Annotated in this window: 11 protein-coding genes; 5 read left to right on the top strand and 6 right to left on the bottom strand. The window is 59.7% G+C overall.

Features of this window, described 5'->3' with window-relative positions:
* Window positions 1-120: 120 nt before the first annotated feature.
* From GT571_RS07265 to GT571_RS07240, 6 genes are all read right to left on the bottom strand, one after another.
* On the bottom strand, window positions 121-1,503 hold the full coding sequence (locus GT571_RS07265) for a 6-phospho-alpha-glucosidase (RefSeq protein WP_161156349.1): 1,383 nt from the start codon (window positions 1,501-1,503) through the stop codon (window positions 121-123).
* A gap of 3 nt (window positions 1,504-1,506) precedes the next feature.
* On the bottom strand, window positions 1,507-3,123 hold the full coding sequence (locus tag GT571_RS07260; protein ID WP_124786033.1) for a PTS transporter subunit EIIC: 1,617 nt from the start codon (window positions 3,121-3,123) through the stop codon (window positions 1,507-1,509).
* A gap of 99 nt (window positions 3,124-3,222) precedes the next feature.
* Entirely contained in the window at window positions 3,223-4,077 is an 855-nt protein-coding gene (locus GT571_RS10220; RefSeq protein WP_161156347.1) for a PRD domain-containing protein, read from the bottom strand.
* A gap of 18 nt (window positions 4,078-4,095) precedes the next feature.
* Complete coding sequence (locus GT571_RS07250) at window positions 4,096-4,608, bottom strand: PTS sugar transporter subunit IIA (RefSeq protein WP_158563755.1); 513 nt, start codon at window positions 4,606-4,608, stop codon at window positions 4,096-4,098.
* Window positions 4,609-4,902: 294 nt separating this feature from the next.
* Entirely contained in the window at window positions 4,903-5,664 is a 762-nt protein-coding gene (locus GT571_RS07245; RefSeq protein WP_161156345.1) for a 4Fe-4S binding protein, read from the bottom strand.
* A 618-nt stretch (window positions 5,665-6,282) separates the two neighbouring features.
* Window positions 6,283-8,481: a DEAD/DEAH box helicase gene (locus GT571_RS07240; protein WP_192934665.1), complete on the bottom strand. Its 2,199-nt coding sequence runs from the start codon at window positions 8,479-8,481 to the stop codon at window positions 6,283-6,285.
* A gap of 599 nt (window positions 8,482-9,080) precedes the next feature.
* Between GT571_RS07240 and GT571_RS07235 the strand changes: the two genes are divergently transcribed.
* From GT571_RS07235 to GT571_RS07220, 5 genes are all read left to right on the top strand, one after another.
* The gene (locus GT571_RS07235) at window positions 9,081-10,043 is read left to right on the top strand and encodes an FHA domain-containing protein (RefSeq protein WP_161156343.1); all 963 of its coding nucleotides are present in this window, start codon (window positions 9,081-9,083) and stop codon (window positions 10,041-10,043) included.
* Window positions 10,044-10,214: 171 nt separating this feature from the next.
* Complete coding sequence (locus GT571_RS07230) at window positions 10,215-11,510, top strand: protein kinase domain-containing protein (RefSeq protein ID WP_161156341.1); 1,296 nt, start codon at window positions 10,215-10,217, stop codon at window positions 11,508-11,510.
* A gap of 235 nt (window positions 11,511-11,745) precedes the next feature.
* Window positions 11,746-12,297 carry a DUF6273 domain-containing protein gene (locus tag GT571_RS10100; RefSeq protein WP_240136175.1) on the top strand — a complete coding sequence of 184 codons (552 nt, stop codon included), beginning with the start codon at window positions 11,746-11,748 and terminating at the stop codon, window positions 12,295-12,297.
* 402 nt (window positions 12,298-12,699) lie between these two features.
* On the top strand, window positions 12,700-16,035 hold the full coding sequence (locus GT571_RS07225) for a CAP domain-containing protein (RefSeq protein ID WP_161156339.1): 3,336 nt from the start codon (window positions 12,700-12,702) through the stop codon (window positions 16,033-16,035).
* A gap of 580 nt (window positions 16,036-16,615) precedes the next feature.
* Complete coding sequence (locus GT571_RS07220) at window positions 16,616-18,958, top strand: heavy metal translocating P-type ATPase (RefSeq protein ID WP_161156337.1); 2,343 nt, start codon at window positions 16,616-16,618, stop codon at window positions 18,956-18,958.
* Window positions 18,959-19,104: the final 146 nt, after the last annotated feature.

The raw sequence follows: 19,104 nt of genomic DNA, 5'->3' as shown, positions 1-19,104 counted from the left end.
AACATTTCCGCAGATAAATGCCATATTTGATAAAACGCGTTACCAAATGACAATGCCCCGTCCACGCAATCACGTGGACGGGGCATTGCTCTAGGTATGCGGTCAGCGACCCTGTTGCTTTTACTTAAGCTCGGGCCAGTAACCCTTGTTGGCCTCGATCATGTCGTCGAGAACTTCCTTGGCGACCTTCATCGACGGCACGGTCTTGTTGAGCGTAAAGGCCTTGAGTGCCTTCTCGTACGAACCCTCGATCGTGGCCTCGACCACGAGCTTCTCGGAGTTCAGCTGCTGCATCATAAGACCCTGCTGGAACAGCGGAATGTTGTCGCGGCTGATGACCTCGGGGCCATTCTTGCCAATGTAGGCAGGCAGCTCGACCATAGCGTCGTAGGGCATGTTGGGGATAGCGCCCTTGTTCTCGCAGATGACCAGGAAGCGCTGCTTGGTATCGTTCTTCAGAGCAATAGCCAGGTCGGCAATCCAGTCGCCGTGGCTGCCCGCATAGAACGTGCTCTCGTCGATCTCGCCAGTCTTCTCGTAGTGGTCGATGCCGTCGAAGAGGTTCTTCTCGCGTGTCTCCTCAACCTCGTTAGCACGGGTGCGCTCGGGGTTGGAATGCTCGACGAACTCCTTCTGCTGCAGGTAGTAGTTCAGATACGTGTTGGGCAGGTACTCCGGGAAGCACTCCATGATCTCGTACTCGCCCTTCCAGACGTAGTACCAGCTGCCCTTGGTGTGGCGGTTCTGCTCGGGGTGCTCGTCAGTGGCCTCCTCGGGCTTCTTGGGCATCAGCGAGCCCATGCCCTTGAGGTACGAATCGGGCAGCAGAATCTCGTGCTCCTTGATGTACTCGCGCAGCTGCGGGAGCACCTCCTCGCCCTTGTGGCGAATCGAGGTGAACCAGCCAAAGTGGTTGAGGCCAAAGTAATCGTACTCGACATCCTTCTTGTCGATATCGAGTGCGGCGCAAACCACGTCGATGATCGCGATCGGCATGTCGCAGATGTTGATGATGCGAGCGTTGGGACGCAACACACGGCAGCCCTCGGAGACGATGGCAGCAGGGTTGGAGTAGTTGAGAATCCAGTAGTCCTTCTTGGCGTACTTCTCGACGTCATCGATCAGCTCGACCATGGGGAAGATGGTGCGCATGCCGTAGGCAAGGCCGCCGCAACCGCAGGTCTCCTGGCCCACGCAGCCATGGCGCAGCGGAATCTTCTCGTCCTGCTCGCGCATGGCGTAGCCGCCCACGCGCATCTGGGCAAACACGAAGCTCGCGTCGGTAAAAGCCGTCTCCTTGTCGGTGGTCACCGTGAGCTTGATGTCCAGGCCGAGGTCCTCGTGCAGAATCCAGTCCACGAGCACGCCGATCTTGCGCTGGCGCTCCTCGTTGATGTCGTACAGACGAATCTCGTCAACGTCGAGCTCGTCCTTGCGCAGAGCGATGGACTTGACGATGCCAGGGGTAAAGGTGGATCCGCCACCACACAGAGTAATGATCATTGTTTACTGCTCCTTCTCAATTGCGTTTTCGACCTTGTCGCGCATCTCGGCGACCTTCATGCCAAAGATGATCTGGATATTGTTGCCGTTGCGGTTGATGCCGCTGTTGGGCACGTGGTTGATGAGGTTCTCATCGATGAGGTCCGGGTTCTTAACGTTCACGCGAAGACGTGTAAAGCAGTTCTCGAGCTCCTCGATGTTGTCCTTGCCGCCAAGACCTGCGACCAGGTCGGCAATACCTGCATCGACGCCCTCTGCGGGAGCTGCGGCAACAGCGCCCTGCTTCACCGCGACAGACGCGGCGGCCTCGCCCTCGGCAACGGACTCGGCGAGCTCGGACTCCTCCTCGCGGCCAGGCGTGTGGAGGTTGAGCTTCTTAATAAGGAAGGTGAAGAGGAAGAAGTACAGAGCGGCGTTGACGACTCCGAGCACGAGCATCATCGGCCAGTTGGTCTTATCGACACCAAGGACCAGGTTGGAAACCACGATGTTGATGATGCCGCCTGCAGTCGAAGCGGGCACGGAGAGGACCTTGAGCAGGACCAGGAAGATACCGGAAAGAACCGAGTGAACAACAAAGAGCACGGGAGCGGCAAAGACAAAGAGGAAGTCCATGGGCTCGGTGACACAGGAGAGCACGGCGGTGATGATCAGCGGGATGATAACGGCCTTGGTCTTATCCTTGTTCCCCTTGTAAGCGGTGAAGATAAAGGCGAGACCGATACCGATGTAGGGCCACAGGTTGTTGAAGGTGTAGCTGTTGAAATAGGTGCTATCGGAGAAGGGCTGGCCCGTCATTGCCATCTCGGCAACACGGATGGGATAGGCGCCGGCGATAACCTGATCGCCCAGCGTCAGGGTGCCGCCCACATCGGAGAACTGGAACGGGGTGTAGATGAGGTGATGCAGACCGGTAGGAACGAGCAGCTTGTTGAGCATGCCGTAGATAAACAGACCGATGTTGCCCGACTCCTTAATGATGCCGGCAACGGAGGAGATGGCACCCTGAACCGGAGGCCAAACGATGCAGAAGCCAGCACCCATGATCCAGGAAATGATAATCATGATCAGGAACGGAAAACGAACGCCCGAGAACATCGAAAGGGCAATGGGGAACTGCTTGTTCGAGTACTTGTTGAACACGGCACCGGTGATGCAACCAAGAATGATGCCGCCAAACACGCCGGTATCGAGCACCTGAATGCCCATAACGGTGCTCTGGCCGGTTCCGGTAAGACCGAGCATGCCGCTCGCTTCGGCAAGAGAGCCGGTGGCGTTGAGCACGATGTTGTTAGCCTGCAGGAACAGGAAGAACGACATCAGGGCAATCAGCGAAGCATGGCCCTTGTTCTTCTTTGCCATGGCGCCGGCGATGCCCACGCAGAACAGAATCGAGAGGTTGTTGATGATAAACATCAGCGACTGATAGACAACGGTGCCCACAAGCTGGAACGGACCGGAGCCCAGTACGGGGATCAAGGCGCAAATGGTCTTGTTGGTCAGAATAATGCCCACGATGAGCAGAATGCCGGCAACCGAGAGATACATCATCGGCTGGACGATTGACTTCGCGAACACCTCCAACGGCGCTTTGAAATTGAACTTCTTTTTTGCGGTCATAGCGGTACTCCCCTTCCTTTTCCGCAAATTAAGACAGATGTGCCCTAGACAAGACCGTGAGCCCTGCCTTATATCAATCGATGTGTGGGCACGTTATGCCTAGAGACCAGGTTCTCCAAGCAGGTTAACAATGTGATATGCGAGATAACTCTTCTCGGCATCGGTAACGACAACGTTATAGGTAGACGACAAGTGGGCAGCTATGGCGTCCGCGCACGAGAATGCGCACGGATACGCCGTTTCATCGATTCGGAACAGCGCGTCGCCATTGATTTGCCCGGCCGCAGGATCGAGCGCTCGCTGTGCGAAAAACTGCAGGTGACGAACGAAACGCTCATAGGGCAGCGAGGTGTCATCGAGGGTCGTAGCATAGCGCTCGGAAACAATCGTGAGCACGTCGCGAACAAGCTGGACCGAGATGATGAGACGGTCGGAGCGTTGCGGCATGGTGGCGTTGACGATATGCAGCGTAATAAAACCCTGCTCTTCTTCGCTCATCTGGATGCCCATATACTCCTTGACAATCTGCAGCGCACGGCCCGCAAGCGCATACTCCTTGCGATAGAACTGCTGGATCTCGAGCAGCAACGGATTCTCGCAGGGGACGCCCTTGCGCTCGCGCTCCAAAGCAAGGCTGATATGGTCTGCGAGAGCAATGAGAATCTTGTCGTTGATATCAACATTGAGCTCTCGACGAAGCATCTGAACGATGTCCTCGGAAATCACGAGGTTGACGGTGGGGATGGACTCTAAAAGATGTGCCAAGCGGTCAATCGTACGCGAATCCTGAGAAGTTCCCTCCTGCAACGCGTAGGTCTTTTCGACCGATGCCTCGTCGATGGCATCGCCGGCATGACGGCCAAAGCAGAGGCCTCGACCGATGACGATGAGCTCAGGGCCATCGTCCGAAGTGACCATTGCGACGTTGTTGTTGAAAACTCGCTTGATAACCACGGTACCCACCACAAGAATTTACTCGGAAAGCCAGACGACAGGCTCTTTAACAGCAACAGGGCCGGAAGCGTGCTCACGAAGAGTCGAGTTCTCCGAACGCTCGCACACGATAACGAAGACCGTGGGATCGAAGCCGGCGGCGCGGACCGCGTCGAAATCGACCTCGACGAGGGGCTGGCCCGCGTCGACATGGTCACCCTGAGCAACAAGCGCATGGAAGCCCTTGCCCTCAAGTTTAACAGTGTCGATTCCGATATGCAGCATCACCTGAGCAGAGCTGTCGTCGGACATGATACCCAGCGCGTGCTCGGTCGGGAACAGCGCCGCGACGGTACCGGAGACAGGAGCGCACACCGTTCCCTCTTGGGGAACCACGGCAACGCCATCGCCCACGGCACGGCTGCTAAAAGCGGGGTCATTGGTTTTTTCCAGATGAACAAGCTCGCCGGAAACGGGAGCGAGGATTTCGAACTCGGAAGTTGCAGTCTTCTGCTCATCCGAACCGCCCATCAGGCGAGAAAAGAAACCCATGGTGGCATGTCCCTTCATAAATATAGCCCAACCAAAATCAAGCGAATGCGTCCATAGAGACACATCCGTTCAAAGACTTTGGTTAGGCCCACGTCCGAGGGACTCGGTAACCTTCCGCATTTCTTTTTACGGGAGCTATTGTAGACAAGCCCAAAGCCAGAACAATCATTATGACCGGTGAGCGGTATTTTTTCTTCGATAAACGGTATTTAAGCGGCACTTGGGGACGTTCCTTTTCTGCCGGCACCCAGGGACACTCCTTGCTCTGGCCCCATTGCACCAATTTCGTATGCGCTAGATGAAGAGTTCGCATTCCTTCCGCACGACGCAAACCTTGCTCAGCATCTGGGAAACAGCGGATAGCTTGTTGGGATCAAGCTTGCGAGCGCCTCGCGGACATACGGCGATACAGCGCATGCAGGAGATACACGCCTCGTCAGCTGCTCGCTTGGGGTCGCCCTTGTCGATAGCGCAAACGGGGCACGCCGCGGCGCATGCACCGCAGGAGACGCAATCCTCTGTTGCCTCGGGTGCCATGCGGTGACCTCCAGCTTGTTTATAAGGACGATTGCCGGGAATAGAGGGCTCGGATGCATCCTCAGCCAACAGCTTCTGCTGAATTTGCTGCGCAAACTCTGCGAGCTGCGCCGCATCCTGCGCATCCGGTCGCCCAGCAGCAAACTGACGAGCAACGGAATGCTCAGCAATAGCAGAAACCGCTGCGACCACCCTAAATCCGGCGCGCTTCGCAACGTCCTCCAACTCTACGAGCGTGTCCTCAAACGCGCGGTTTCCGTATACACAAACCAAAACAGTCCGAGCCCCGTTGCCGCGCACTATGCCCAACCGGTCAGCCACCACAGCCGGGATTCTACCGGCATACGCCGGCACAGAGATTACGGCCACGTCGTCCTCAGTCATCGAGACGGCGCTGAAATCTAGCCCGCTATCGGTCAGATCGACGGTAACGGTATTTTTGTCCAGCGCCCCGGCCACAAGGCCAGACACCTTCCGCGTTCCACCCGTCGGACTAAACACAATTTCGAATACGTCCATCGAGGCACCCTCCCCCTACGCCTGGCGACGCGTCAAGCCGTTTTCACATCCAGCCAGAGTATACGGTACGTGGGATCCCCGTTTTGGTGCACCAAACACCCCAATGCACCCACCCTACGCTGTCTGCCTCTTCGTTTTGTATTAATTACGGTACAGATTGTATATATTTACGGGATACCGCCGTGTTCTCCTGAGGTACCCCATCCTGGCCCGTGCAAAAAACGGAGTATTCTGCAACGTGACCGCGCCAGCACCGCCGCGGGTGGGCAAAACTGTAGGGCGCCGTATCATTCTAAGTCCCGACATGGCGAGAATGACGCGCCCCTGCTCCGGAAAACGGCGAAATCTGACTCGGAACGCTCGCTAGGGATATCCGAAGGCCGCCGTTGGCAATACCGAATCGTATGCAACCAACTAGAGCTGCTGAATACTCCAAAAATGCACGACGCACCCCATGGGACCCATTGCCGCATGACAGAAAATAGGTCCTCGGCATCCCCCAGATGCATTCCCGAGAAAATCACGTTTGGATTAGCGATGGACACGGTAAACAAAAGGGCCCGAGCGTTGTTTGCTCGGGCCCTTTTGTTTGTCTCACGCTAGCGTGCGATGCGTATGTTATCTGCGCTTGCCGCCGCCGTCGCCGGGACGACGGGAGCTGCCGCCGCGATTGCCGCCACGATTGTTACCATAGCTGCCACGGTTATCGCGACCGCCGGCGCGACCGCCGCGGGAACCGGCCTGGTTGTCACCACGCCCGCCGCGGTAGCCGCCACGGCGCTCCTCGCGGGTGTCGTCGTAGTTGCGCCAATCATCGCGACGATCGCGGCTGGCACGCGGGTCGCGACGATCGCGCGACTCATTCGAACGACCGGCGCCGCTGCGGCCACCGTTGCCACGAGCACCCTCGCGACGCTCGCCGCCACGGACGCCGCGCTCGTCACGCGAACCACGGCCTTCGCCGCCACGGCCACTGCGCTCGTCATTGCGACCGGAACGACGACGGTCACCCGAGCCGCGCTTGCCGCCGCGCGAACCGCGGCCCTCGTCCTCGCGCTCAACACGACGACGGCCACCACGGTCCTCGTCCTCGCGGCGACGGCGATGCGCCTCGCCCTGGAACTGCTTGGCACGGCGCTCGGCACGGTTGCCGCGCGGGGCCTGCTTGACGGCAGCAGCACCGCCGCGCTCCTCGGCAGCCACCTCGCGGGCCACGCTCTCAACGGCCTCATCCACGCGAGCCTGAACGCCCTCGCGCACGCGGGTCTTGCCGCCGCGCTTGGGACGGCTCGGACGCTCGCCGTCGCCGCGGCGCTCGTCGCGACCGCGGTTGGAACGACCAGCCACGTCGCCGTAATCGTCGCCGTTGCGCTTGCCGTCGCGACGCGCTTGCTCGAGTTTCTTCTTGCTCTTGGACTTGCCGCGCTTGGTCTTCTTCTTCACCTTAAAGGCCGCAGGGTCGCGCTCGGGATCAACCGCGGGCGGGTTGGGACCCACATGCAGGTCACCGGCCTCGTAGATGTCGGCCGTCTTGTCCATGAGCTTCTCGATCTCGTAGAACTCGTCCACGTCCTGCTCGGTCACAAACGTGATGGCCCACCCCAGCTCGCCGGCGCGGCCCGTACGGCCAATGCGGTGAATATAGTCGGTCGGCTCGGCCGGCACGTCAAAGTTCACGACGTAGCGCACGTCGCTAATGTCGATGCCGCGGGCAAGCACGTCGGTTGCCACCAGCACGTCGACGGTGCCGTCGCGGAAGGCCGAAAGGGCACGCTCGCGCTGGGCCTGGCTGCGGTTGCCGTGAATCGCGGCGGCCTTGATGCCCTTACGCTCCAGACGACGGCAGCAGCTGTCGGCGCGGCGCTTGGTGCGCATAAAGACGATGGTGCGCTCCGGGCCCTCCTTTTTGAGGAACTCGGGCAGCAGGTTGTTCTTTGCCTCGATGGACACCGGGAACACAAACTGATCGACGGTGTCGGCGGTCGACGTGGCAGGCGCGATCTCCACGCGGGCCGGGTCGCTCACCAGGTCGGTGATCTCGCCCACGGCCTCCTCGTCGAGCGTCGCCGAGAACAGCAGCGTCTGGCGCTCGGCCGGCGTCTCGCGCACAATGCGGCGGACGGCGGGCAAAAAGCCCATGTCGAGCATGCGGTCGGCCTCGTCGAGCACCAGCACCTTGACCTCGTCCAGGTGGCAGGCGCCCTGCTCGATCAGATCGACCAGACGGCCCGGCGTGGCGACTAGGATGTCGCAGCCGTACTTGAGGGCAGCGGTCTGCGGCTTGTAGCTCACGCCGCCCACGACGGTCACGGCGACATGACCGGTGACGTCGGCGATCTTGCTCGCGACCTCGTCGATCTGCTGGGCAAGCTCGCGCGTGGGGGTGATGACGAGCATCACGGGGCCGCGGCCGTTGCCCTCGGGCTTTTTAGCGCCGCGACGGCGGTTGCGGCCGCTGCGCTCGCGCACAGGCTTGGGCGGAGCGATGTGCTCCAGATTGTTCATGGTCGGCAGCAAAAAGGCGGCCGTCTTGCCGGTGCCGGTCTGAGCGGCGGCAAGCAGGTCGCGGCCTTCGAGCACCACGGGGATCGAGCCGGCCTGCACGGGCGTCGGCGCCGTGTAGCCCAGGTTCTCGATAGCACGAAGTATCTCGTCCGAAAGTCCCAGCTCGTCAAAGGCGGGCAGGTTCTCGGTCGCGGACTCGACGGCCTGGGCAGCATTGGCCTCGTCGGCAGCATCGAAGGCAGCCTGGGTCATGGCCTCGCGGGTCTCGTCCAGAATCTCGGCGTCCGTGACGTCGGATACAGAATTACGCATATGTTGTTGTTCCTTATCTGCACGCGTTATGGGCACGGCATGCAGCCGCGCGGGGCGTGCTTGGTAGTGCGCTAATACATACAAAACAGGTGCGCACAGAGAGGACGTTGCTCAGCACGCTGGCGATCGCTTTGGCAGCCCTATCACGCGCCGTCCAGACGCAGCGGCCCTAAGCGATGGAGCAGATTCGCCGCCGGTTAGTATACCCGCGCTTCGCATGCCCCCACGTAAACCACAGATGACGAGGCGGACGCGGCGGGCCCGAGGTGGGCCCGGCCGATTGTCTCAATCTGTAACATCTACAGGGCAAATCTTCCTCTACGTGTTACAGATCGAGACAAACGGTCGACACGGTTCACAAACGTCTCAATCTGTAACAGTTACCGAGTAAAATCGGTCCTAATTGTTATAGATCAAGACAGAGGGGGATTTCCGTCCAGTCCAAACCAAATCTCTCAGTCTTCCTGCAATTTCGAACATGTGGCCTATAATGTTGCTTTGGTTACGCTATATATTGCGCAGCCATTTAATACGTCGCCCACCGGGGGCCATTAATTCCTATCGCCATATTGGCTAGGAAGCAATCAAAGGAGGTATCCGTGGCAGCAGAGACGCCTTGCTCGGTCCTCTATAACGATATTCGCTCGTTCGGCGGTCTTAAACATCTCGAGATCGCCCGAATGCTCATCAATGGAAACTCTTATCTCGGCAGTACCCTGCTCGAGAAATGCTCTTCCAACCGCTCGTATCTCACCCGTTACATCGTCCATCGCAAGCCTGACCAGTGCGCGCCCTCCATCTACAGCGACTTTACCGTCACCACGCTCAACCTTTCCTCGGCAATCTGCAGCAAGCTCGGCGGCGGCGAGTCCGCCTATCGGGCAATCGCCGAGCACTATCGCGGTCCGGCCGCCAACGAAATGATGTCGGCTCTCGCCAGCTACAAACTGGACAGCCGCCTATATGCAAATGCCCTCAATCGCATCGACAACTTTGACGGCAATGCCGTGCGCGAGAAAAGCACGCTCTTCTTGATGCTCTTTGTGGCAACGGGTGCACTTGCCGATCCCGTTCAAGGCGTGGCCACCGTCGAGCGCTTTTGCGACAGCAAGACGGGCGGGCACTTTGGCACCACCGAAACTACCGTCGGACGTGGCTTTATGGGCAGCCTGGAGCAGCCACGCACCGTCGCCCCCAACCTCGGTCTGCTCAGGACACATGCCGACAACTGCGTCGACATGCAAATCCATCCCCTCACACGCGATCCGCGCGGCACCGTGATTGGTTCTTTGCCCAAAACCTCGCCCAGCATCACCGATGTGGGCGCCGACGCATCACGCGAGCATCTTCGCATTTGGCTTGAGGGTGAGCACTGGTACGCCCAGGGCCTTGGATCGACCAACGGCATAGTGCTCGAATCGGGTGCGGGCGACGGCGATATTGTGATTGAGCCGCCGCGCGACCAACGCGAGCCCGGCAAGATCTATCCCCCGGTGGAAATCGAAAACAGCGACAGGCTCCATCTGGGTCTCTACACGACATTCCTTGTCATTGTGGACTAGCGCGGACGGCGATCGAAAGACGGTCGCCGTCCGTCTTTCGTCTTCTACCTTCTGCGTCGTAACCGACAATACTCAGCGGTATACGTGGGCAGTGCGGCTATCATGGTACTTTACCGATATCCGCACTGCCCGCGTATACGCGCGGCAACCCATGCCAGACAAAGGAACGCCATGGATACTACCGATAGCGCCTATGGCGACAAACTCATCCGTCTCGACACGTTCGATACCGCCGTGGCAGTCGACCCCAGTGCCGAGGACGACGCCAAGCGCCGGTTTATGACGCTTATTCTTCAGACGGCATACCGCGACGGCGGCAATATCGGGCACGTGCTGCGCGCGACCAACACGAGCGGCGAGGTCTTTGCCGTCAAGCTGCTCAAGGACAACGCCATCCTTTCCGGCCAAGCCCCCGACCGCTCCGCCGAGCAATCGGCCGCTCACCTGGCCAACACCGCCGCGCTGTTCGAGGAGTATCGTCATCTGTGTACCGTCTCGCACCTGCGCGGATTTCCGCGCGTCTATGGCTACGGATCGTGCGAGGACGACCCGCTTATCCTCATGGAGTGGGTCGAGGGCACCTCGCTCAAGCAGGCGCTGCCCTTGCTTCCGCACGACGCCTCGGGCGGGCTGACCACCCAGATGGTCGCCGCCGTCGGAAACGCCGTACTTCGCGCGCTCTTGATGACCCAAGGCCTCGTGAATCCGGTCATCCATCGCGACCTGTCGCCTGCCAATATCATGTTCCGCACCACCAGCCGAACGCTCGAGCAGCAGATTGCCGATTGCTCCTTTGACCCCTGCCTCATCGACATGGGCTCCGCGACCATGGCACTCGGCGACGACACAATCACCCGACGTGCCGACATTTGGCGTTTTGCCACACCCGCATATGCCGCGCCCGAAATGCTCACGCAGGATATCGAAGGCATCGCGGCCCTTCGCCGCTCGCCCGTGATCGACGTCTATGCGCTTTCGAGCATTCTGTACCAGCTCTACAGCGGTCGCAAGCCGTTCGATGTCGAGTCGACGGGTGCCGCGGCAACCGGCTCGTTCTACCTCATAAAGACCAAGACCAAACCGGCACCGCTCGAGCCGCGCTGCGAGGGCGACAAGGCGCTTGTCCAGATCATCATGAAAGGCATTTCGGTCGAACAGGGCGATCGCCCTACCGAGCAGCAGATGCTCGAGGTGCTCTCGACATACCTCCCCGCTGCAGAATCTGAGGACCGCGAGGGTGCAGGAGACGAGGCCGCAATTGATATCGATTCTGGCACGCACCTTAAGGTCGACGTCGCCGGCGAGCGCGCGAGAGATCTTGGAGCAGGCCCGGCACGACGCCATGACCCGCCGTCGCTTTATTATCGGCGGCGTCGTTGCGGTCGTTGCGGGGCTCGGCGTCGTTGGCGCGGCAACCCATGGCTTTGGCATCCCCGACTACCTGGACGGCATCCGCGGTTCGCTTGACGACTACACTTGGGACCAGCTGCAGGAGATTTCGCTCAAGATTAAGGCCGCCGAGACCCGTAGCGAGGCACGCGAGATTGCCAAGCGCTACCACCTGCTCGACGCTGATGGGCATATCCCCTATCCGTGCACCAAGCGTGTCACGCTCACCAACGGACTGCAGGTTGGCGCGCAGCTTGTGGGCATCCGCCACGATGAGCTTCTGGACGGGACGGGCAAGGCCGGGCTGACGTTTATGTTCGACGCGGGTATTGCCGAGCGCAACGCTGCGGCTGAACCGCCGAGCGCCGGCTGGGCAGATTGCGAGCTGCGGGGATGGCTCGATAACGACGGCCTTAAGCTGCTGCCCAACGAGTTGCGCGCACTCATCAAATCTGTCAAAAAGATCTCGAATAACGTTGGCGCCGCCAGAAGCGCATCGTGCCTGAGCGAGTTGCCCGCAACCCTTTGGCTGCCCGCCATGGTCGAGCTGTGCGGTACGCAACCGCCCGATTCGTTTGCCGAGGGCTTTCACTACCTGGCCGACATCTATAACGGCGAGGGCAAAGAGTACCAACTCTTCCGCGAGCTCAAGGTAAGTCCGTATACCACGAACGAGACGTTGGTTCGCCAGTGGAAGGGCAAGGACACCTGTTGGTGGGAACGAACGGCGAGTCCCGACACATCAGAGAGCGAAGGCACACTCTATATGAACCGCGTGGGACACGACGGCGACGTCTTTACGTACGCAACGCCTGCGGAAAAGCCAAACAAGCGAACCTGCGTGATCCCCGGATTCTGCATCTAAGCGGCGGGCGTCTTGCCATGACGAGACCCCTCCCCGGCAATTGTCTCGATCTGTAACACCAGCTCGGCAGATACAGGTCTAGATGTTAAAGAACAAGACAAAACCCTAGCCCCGCGAGACAACATCTCAATCTGTAACAGTAAGGGGTTAAAAACCTCTCTAGATGTTACAGATCAAGACATTTGAGTTGACCGCGGACGGTCCGTCTCGATCTGTAACAGTTAGAGGTCATATTTGGTGCTAGATGTTACAGATCGAGACATTAGCTTGCCGAGAACTCCACCTCATAAATGTGACTCAAGTGCGTCGATGTTTCCTTGCCAATGTTGCGCAACAGGAGCCCTGTCGACGGTCGTAACGTACGAATTGTCGTAGGTACCCCTTCAACGATTGGGAGAAGAAATGACAAAGTACGCACCTAAACACTCGGAAGTCTCAGGCGGCGCCAAGCCTCGCCCCACATTCTCGGGCCACAAGGCAACACGACTCGCCGTCACCGCGGCAACTACCATCGCTATGACCGGCTCGTCGCTGCTCGCGCCGTTCTCGGCATTTGCCAACGATGTGAGTGATACCACGGCACAGGACGCGATCATGTCCCCGTTTGCTGTCCACGCCGGCGAGGCGGCAGGCTCCGCAGTAAAGGCAGACGCCCAGAAGATTGCCGACTTGCAGGCTGCGATCGACGCCGCAAAGGCTGCCGAGGCAGACGCCAAATCCGACTACGACACGGTGGCTGCCCCCTATACCGAAAAGCAGGCGGCACGCGACAACGCACAAAGCGCCTATGACGTCTCCGTCTCCGATAATTCGCAGGCAGAGGCCGCCGCGCGCGCCGAATATGCTCGCCAGCTCGATGAAAGCGTCAAGGCGGCCGACAGCGCCAGTGCCACGCTGAAGGATGCCCAGGGAAAGCTCGATGCAGCCAAGACCGACGCCGAGAACAAGTCGAAGGTCCTTGATGCCGCAAAGCAGGCGGCAGCTGATGCGCAGGTCAAGCTCGAGGCAGCCCAGAAGGCAGCCGCCAACGCAACGCCGGAGGAAATCAAGGTCGCCAAGCAGGCTGCCGCAGATGCGCAGGCCGCTCTGGATCAAGCAAAGGCTGCGAAGGCCACTGCCGATTCCGCGCTCGCCGATGCCCAGCAGGCTCAGAGCGCCGCGCAGAACGCTTACGACGAAGCGGCAGGCACGCTGGCTTCCGCTCAGCAGAAAAAGAACGCCGCGGATGGTAAGGTAGTCGCGGCACAGACAGCGTACGACAGCGCACAAGCCGATTTGGCGGCCGCAAAGGCAGGCGCCGAGGGCCCGGAGTATGACGCCGCCCAGGCAAAGGTCGATGCTGCCCAAAGCGCACTCGACCAGGCGAAACAGCAGCAGGCGACTGCCGAAGCAGGCCTTTCTAAGGCAAATAGCGACGTTGCATCCAAGCGGAACGCCCTCACCGGCGCCGAAAGCGAGCTCGAAGCCAAGAAGCAGACAGTCGCAGCAGCCGAACATGATGTAACGGCAGCCCAGACGAAAGCCGATGCGGCGCAATCGGAGTTGACCTCGGCAAAGCAGGCATATGCTGCCGAACTGGAGAAGGCAATGGCCGCTCAGAAACAAGTCGACCAGGCAAAAGCCGAGAAGGAGCAGGCAGACAAGGCGCTCGAAACTGCCAAGGCAAACCAGGCGGCCGCCGATCAAGCCGTTGTCGATGCACAGAAAGCATACGATACGTGCAAGGCAGCAACCGATAAGGCAACGACAGCGGAGGCGCAGAGCGTCATCGGCTTCTACCAGTTCATCGGTGCCAACGACGCTGCAAACATCATCTATAGGCAGAGCGATAAAAACCCGACGACTATTGGCGATAAAAAAGACGGCACGTCACTCGACAACGCCAAGCTATCGTTTAACAAGCTGCGCGAGATTAACGAATACCGTGCAAGCGTTGGATTGAGCGAGCTTAGGGTGACGGCCGAGCAAATGGCAATCGCTCAATCCGACTCCAATTACTCTGACAAAACGCTAGGTCACTCAGATTACGCCAATTGTGAAAATGCCGCTTGGAACTTCAGTACTAAAGAAAACATCGCGCACCAATGGGTCGATGATGAAAAGGAGATATTTGACGAGGCTGCAGCGAAAGCCGGCCTTGGCAACGTTGCCCCCAAAGATGCTTGGGATACTTTCTGGAGCCACAAAACCGAATTCGAAAAGCAAGGGGCAGACTTTGGCACCGTCGGCCATTATTTGAATATCGTACAACCTAACGCCAAAACCATGGGATACGGCATCAACTCGCGCGGAACCCTTTGGCCGTATGTGTTCGTCTTGGAGATCGACAACAATTACGGTTCGTACGAAAAAGAATACTCGATCGATGAACTCGAGAATCTCTTTGATCAGTATCAGCTGAGCCTCTCCAAAGCCAGCGAAAAGCTCGCCGCCGCAAAGACGGACCTTGAGCAAAAGCGCAGCACAGCGGCATCGAAAGCCGATGCCGTAAAGGCAGCTGAAACCCTCGTCGCTCAAAAGCAGGAAGGCATTGTTGCCGCGAATAGCGACCTTGCCGCCAAGAACGACAGCGTAGCAAGTGCCGCCGCCGCTGTTGCCCTAGCAAAGCAGAACCTCGCCAAGGCAAACGGAAAAGTTGCCGAAGCCGAAGACCAGGTCAAAGCCGCCCAAAGCAACGTGGCGACCGCAGAGCAGGTCGTCAACCAGAAGCGCGCCGAGCTTAAGGCATCGAAAGAGCAAGCCGCTCAGAGTCAGAAGAAGGTTGATGACGCCAAGGCAGAGACTCTCGTAAAGCAGCAGGCTCTGCAAGATGCAAAGAAGGAACTTGCCAAGTATTCAGCCGATGTTGCTGCGGCTCGGGAGAAAGCTGACGAGGCCCATCAGGCGCTTGATGAAGCCACGGCAGCCCAGACGTCTGCCCAGAGCGCTCTCGAAAAGGCGAAGCTCGACGAGGCTGCCAAGAAGCAGGCCCTCGACACCGCGAAGGACAACGCCGAGGCCAAGGCGGCGACCGCGGAGCACGCTGCGAGCGATCTGACCACGGCGAAAAACGACTTTGCTTCAAAGAAGGCCCGTGCCGACGCCCTGAGCAATGCAGCCGATAATCTTGCCACCGCCGAGGCGGCCAAGAAGGAGGCCGACGCAGCAGTTACCGATGCCGGAGTCGCCCTTAGCACGGCAAATGATGCCATCGCGAACGCCGAGCAGGCGGTCGAGAATTCTCAGGCCGCATCGGACGCCGCTGCTGCTACTCTCGGAAAGCTCAAGTCCATCAACGTCGAAAACGGCATTGCTACTGGCTCTGACGCAAACGCGAACGATACGCTCAATGCCCTCTTTGCCAAGTGCGTCGCCGCCAAGCAGGCAGAACATAACGCAAAGGCCGCACTTGATGCCGCTCAGGCAGACCTTGATGCTGCGACGCCCGCCTACACCGCGGCTCTCAACGGCTACAACGAGGCGAAGGCAAAACGCGTAGCCGCCGAGCAAGCCCTGAAGGACGAGATCGCCCGCCAAGAGCAAGAGGCGGCGAAGGCCGAGCAGGCCAAGATCACGCAGGCTGCCGCTAAGCCGGTTACTGGAAAGCCGTCTGCCGGCAACGCCAAGACGGCCGCCAACTCGGCACTTCCCACCACAGGCGACAATGCTGCGCTCGCCGGTGAGACGTTTGTCATCGGAGGTGTCGTGCTCGTAGCCGCCGGCGTCTTCCTGACTGACAAGAAGCGTCGTCAGGAGTAAGGATTTCGGGAGGACGGCTTCTCCTCCCTCCCACCGCTTCGCAAACCCTGCCCAGCATGCGCCGGGGCGCCCATCACGCGGGCGCCCCGGCGTTTTACATTGTATGCCCGGAGCATCTGTTCCGAGATTGTCTTGATCTGTAACAACTAGGACCCAAACATCGATCTTACTGTTACAGATCGAGACGTTCGGGTTACCCTCGAATGGTTTGTCTTGATCTGTAACAGTTACTCGGCAAAACGGGGTCTAGTTGTTACAGATCGAGACGTTAGTTTTCGGCCGATTTCTATGTCTTGATCTGTAACAGTTAGAGGTCATATTTCCCTGCTAGATGTTACAGATTGAGACATTGAGTTTCCTGCCAACTGTTTATCTTGATCCGTAACAGCTATGGTTCAAAAACCGATCCAGATGTTACAGATTGAGATGATTGATTGGGACGGTCCATCGGTAAACCAACTACCCTCATCTGCAGCGAGATGTCATACATTTCTTTCTGTACTGGACACCCCCAGGGGGTATGGGTGTATAGTATCGGCAGGTTAACAATTCCAACACCGAACCACAGAAAGGAGAAGCCATGGCTCAAGATAAGTTCGACGTGGGTGGCATGACATGCGCCGCCTGCCAGGCGCACGTAGACCGTGCCGTGAGCAAGCTCGACGGCGTCCAAAGCGTCGCGGTCAACCTGCTCGCCGGTTCCATGATGGTCGACTATGACCCCGCGCAGGTCTCCCCCGACGATATCTGCACCGCCGTCGACCGCGCGGGTTACTCGGCCTCACCCGTCGATGCGGGCACCGGTGCCGCCGGCTCAAACGGCAGCACGCAAGCCAGGTCCGGCGTCGCCCACATGGAGTCGCCCACCAAAAAATTGGAGGCCGCCGCCTCTGTCATGCGCACTCGTCTCATCGTCTCGATTGTCTTCCTCATCCCACTGTTCTACATAGGCATGGGGCACATGCTTGGTTGGCCGCTGCCTGACATTTTCACCGATCACACCCATAGCATGACGCTCGCCCTCATCGAGCTCGTCCTGCTCATCCCCATCGTCTATGTCAACGACGCGTACTTTATCAACGGGTTTAAATCGCTCGCGCACGGCGCGCCCACCATGGACGCCCTTATTGCCGTGGGCGCCACCGCTTCCATTGCCTGGTCGCTCTACGCCATGTTCATCATGGCCGACCAGTTAGCCGCGGGTCAGATCCACGAGGCCATGATGACGAGCATGGACAACCTGTATTTTGAGAGCGCAGGCACGATCCTGTCGCTCGTCACCGTAGGCAAATACCTCGAGACGCGCAGCAAGTCCAAAACCGGCGGCGCCATCGAGGCGCTGATCGACCTAGCGCCCAAGACCGCGACCGTCGTGGCAGAGGACGGCAGCGAGACCACCGTCGACGTCGACAGCATCCTTCCCGGCCAGGTCCTGCGCGTGCGCCCCGGAGAGTCCATCCCCGTCGATGGCGTGGTGCTCGAAGGCAGCTCGGCCGTGGACGAGAGCGCGCTCACCGGCGAGTCCATCCCCGTGGAAAAGACCGCCGGCGACACCGTCAACGCCGCCACCGTCAACCGCACCGGTTCGTTTACCTTCCGCGCCACGCGTGTGGGCGCCGAGACATCGCTCGCCAAGATTATCCAGCTCGTCGAGGACGCCAACGCCACCAAGGCGCCTATCGCCCGCCTGGCCGACAAGGTCGCCGGCGTGTTCGTGCCCGTGGTGTTTGTAATCTCTGCCGTAACTTTTGTGGCGTGGATGGTGCTGACCGGAAGCATCAACGAAGCGCTTACCTCCGCCGTGGCTGTGCTGGTGATCAGTTGTCCGTGCGCGCTGGGCCTGGCCACGCCCGTCGCCATTATGGTTGGCACCGGCAAGGGCGCCGAGATGGGCATTCTGTTTAAGAGCGCCGAGGCGCTGGAGAACCTGCGCAGCGTGGGCACGGTGGTGCTCGATAAGACGGGCACGGTCACCCGCGGCAAGCCCGCCGTGACCGATATCGTGGTAGCCACGCGCGCTGACGGCTCGTCCGCCATGAGCGAAAAGGCGCTGCTCAAGCTGGCCGCCGCGCTGGAGCGCTCAAGCGAGCACCCGCTGGCCGAGGCGATTATGGCCGAGTGCGAGACACGCGGGATCGTCGCGCGCACGGTCGAGGACTTTGCCGCCGTGCCCGGTCGTGGCGTGACGGCGCGCGAGGGACAGAATGTCATCGCCGCCGGCAACGTACGCCTGATGGACGAGCTGGGCGCGAAGGTGCCCGCCGGCCTTGCCGAGCAATTTGCCGCCGAAGGCAAGACGCCGCTGTTCTTTGCCAAGAACAGCGAGCTTGCCGGCACCATTGCCGTGGCTGACAAGGTCAAGGAGACGAGCGCCGAGGCCATCGCCGCGCTCCGCAAGCTCGGCGTCGACGTGCGCATGCTCACCGGCGACAACCGCGTCACCGCCGAAGCGATCGCCCGCCGCGTGGGACTGAGTAGCGAGCAGGTCATCGCCGACGTGCTTCCTGCCGACAAGGAGCGCCACGTGCGCGAGCTGCAGGATGCAGGCGGCAAGGTCGCCATGGTGGGCGACGGCATCAACGACTCCCCCGCCCTGGCGCGCGCCGACGTGGGCCTTGCCATCGGCACCGGCGCAGACATCGCCAAGGAGGGCGCCGACGTGGTACTCATGCGCAGCGACCTCATGGACGTCGCCCGCGCCATCGAGCTTTCGCGCGCCACGATCCGCAACATCAAGCAGGACCTGTTCTGGGCGCTGTTCTACAACGGCATCGGCATTCCGCTGGCGGCGGGCGTGTTCTTCCCGCTCACCGGATGGCAGCTCTCACCGATGTTCGGCGCCGCCGCCATGAGCCTGTCGAGCGTCTGCGTCGTAAGCAATGCGCTGCGCCTAAAATCCTTTAAGCCTAAAGTGGCAAAATAGGCTCACCATTAAGTCCATTTAGAACGGGTTTTCCAGGTGCCCGAGATTGGCCTGAAAGAGGAGCGACGCGTACTTTGGTACGCGAGCGACGGTTTGAAGGTCAAGATCGGGTGCCTGGGAAAGCCGACACAACAGAGAGGAATACC

Source organism: Collinsella aerofaciens, assembly GCF_009876115.1.
Taxonomy (GTDB): Bacteria; Actinomycetota; Coriobacteriia; order Coriobacteriales; family Coriobacteriaceae; genus Collinsella; species Collinsella aerofaciens_N.
The sequence above is the reverse complement of the archived record's forward strand: the minus strand, read 5'-3'. Positions and strand labels throughout refer to the sequence as shown.

What these genes read in the sequence shown, in the direction of transcription:
- GT571_RS07265 (WP_161156349.1), bottom strand. Translation starts at nt 1,503, where the DNA reads ATGATCATTACTCTGTGTGGTGGCGGATCCACCTTTACCCCTGGCATC.
- GT571_RS07260 (WP_124786033.1), bottom strand. Translation starts at nt 3,123, where the DNA reads ATGACCGCAAAAAAGAAGTTCAATTTCAAAGCGCCGTTGGAGGTGTTC.
- GT571_RS07250 (WP_158563755.1), bottom strand. Translation starts at nt 4,608, where the DNA reads ATGGGTTTCTTTTCTCGCCTGATGGGCGGTTCGGATGAGCAGAAGACT.
- GT571_RS07245 (WP_161156345.1), bottom strand. Translation starts at nt 5,664, where the DNA reads ATGGACGTATTCGAAATTGTGTTTAGTCCGACGGGTGGAACGCGGAAG.
- GT571_RS07240 (WP_192934665.1), bottom strand. Translation starts at nt 8,481, where the DNA reads ATGCGTAATTCTGTATCCGACGTCACGGACGCCGAGATTCTGGACGAG.
- GT571_RS07230 (WP_161156341.1), top strand. Translation starts at nt 10,215, where the DNA reads ATGGATACTACCGATAGCGCCTATGGCGACAAACTCATCCGTCTCGAC.
- GT571_RS10100 (WP_240136175.1), top strand. Translation starts at nt 11,746, where the DNA reads ATGTTCGACGCGGGTATTGCCGAGCGCAACGCTGCGGCTGAACCGCCG.
- GT571_RS07225 (WP_161156339.1), top strand. Translation starts at nt 12,700, where the DNA reads ATGACAAAGTACGCACCTAAACACTCGGAAGTCTCAGGCGGCGCCAAG.
- GT571_RS07220 (WP_161156337.1), top strand. Translation starts at nt 16,616, where the DNA reads ATGGCTCAAGATAAGTTCGACGTGGGTGGCATGACATGCGCCGCCTGC.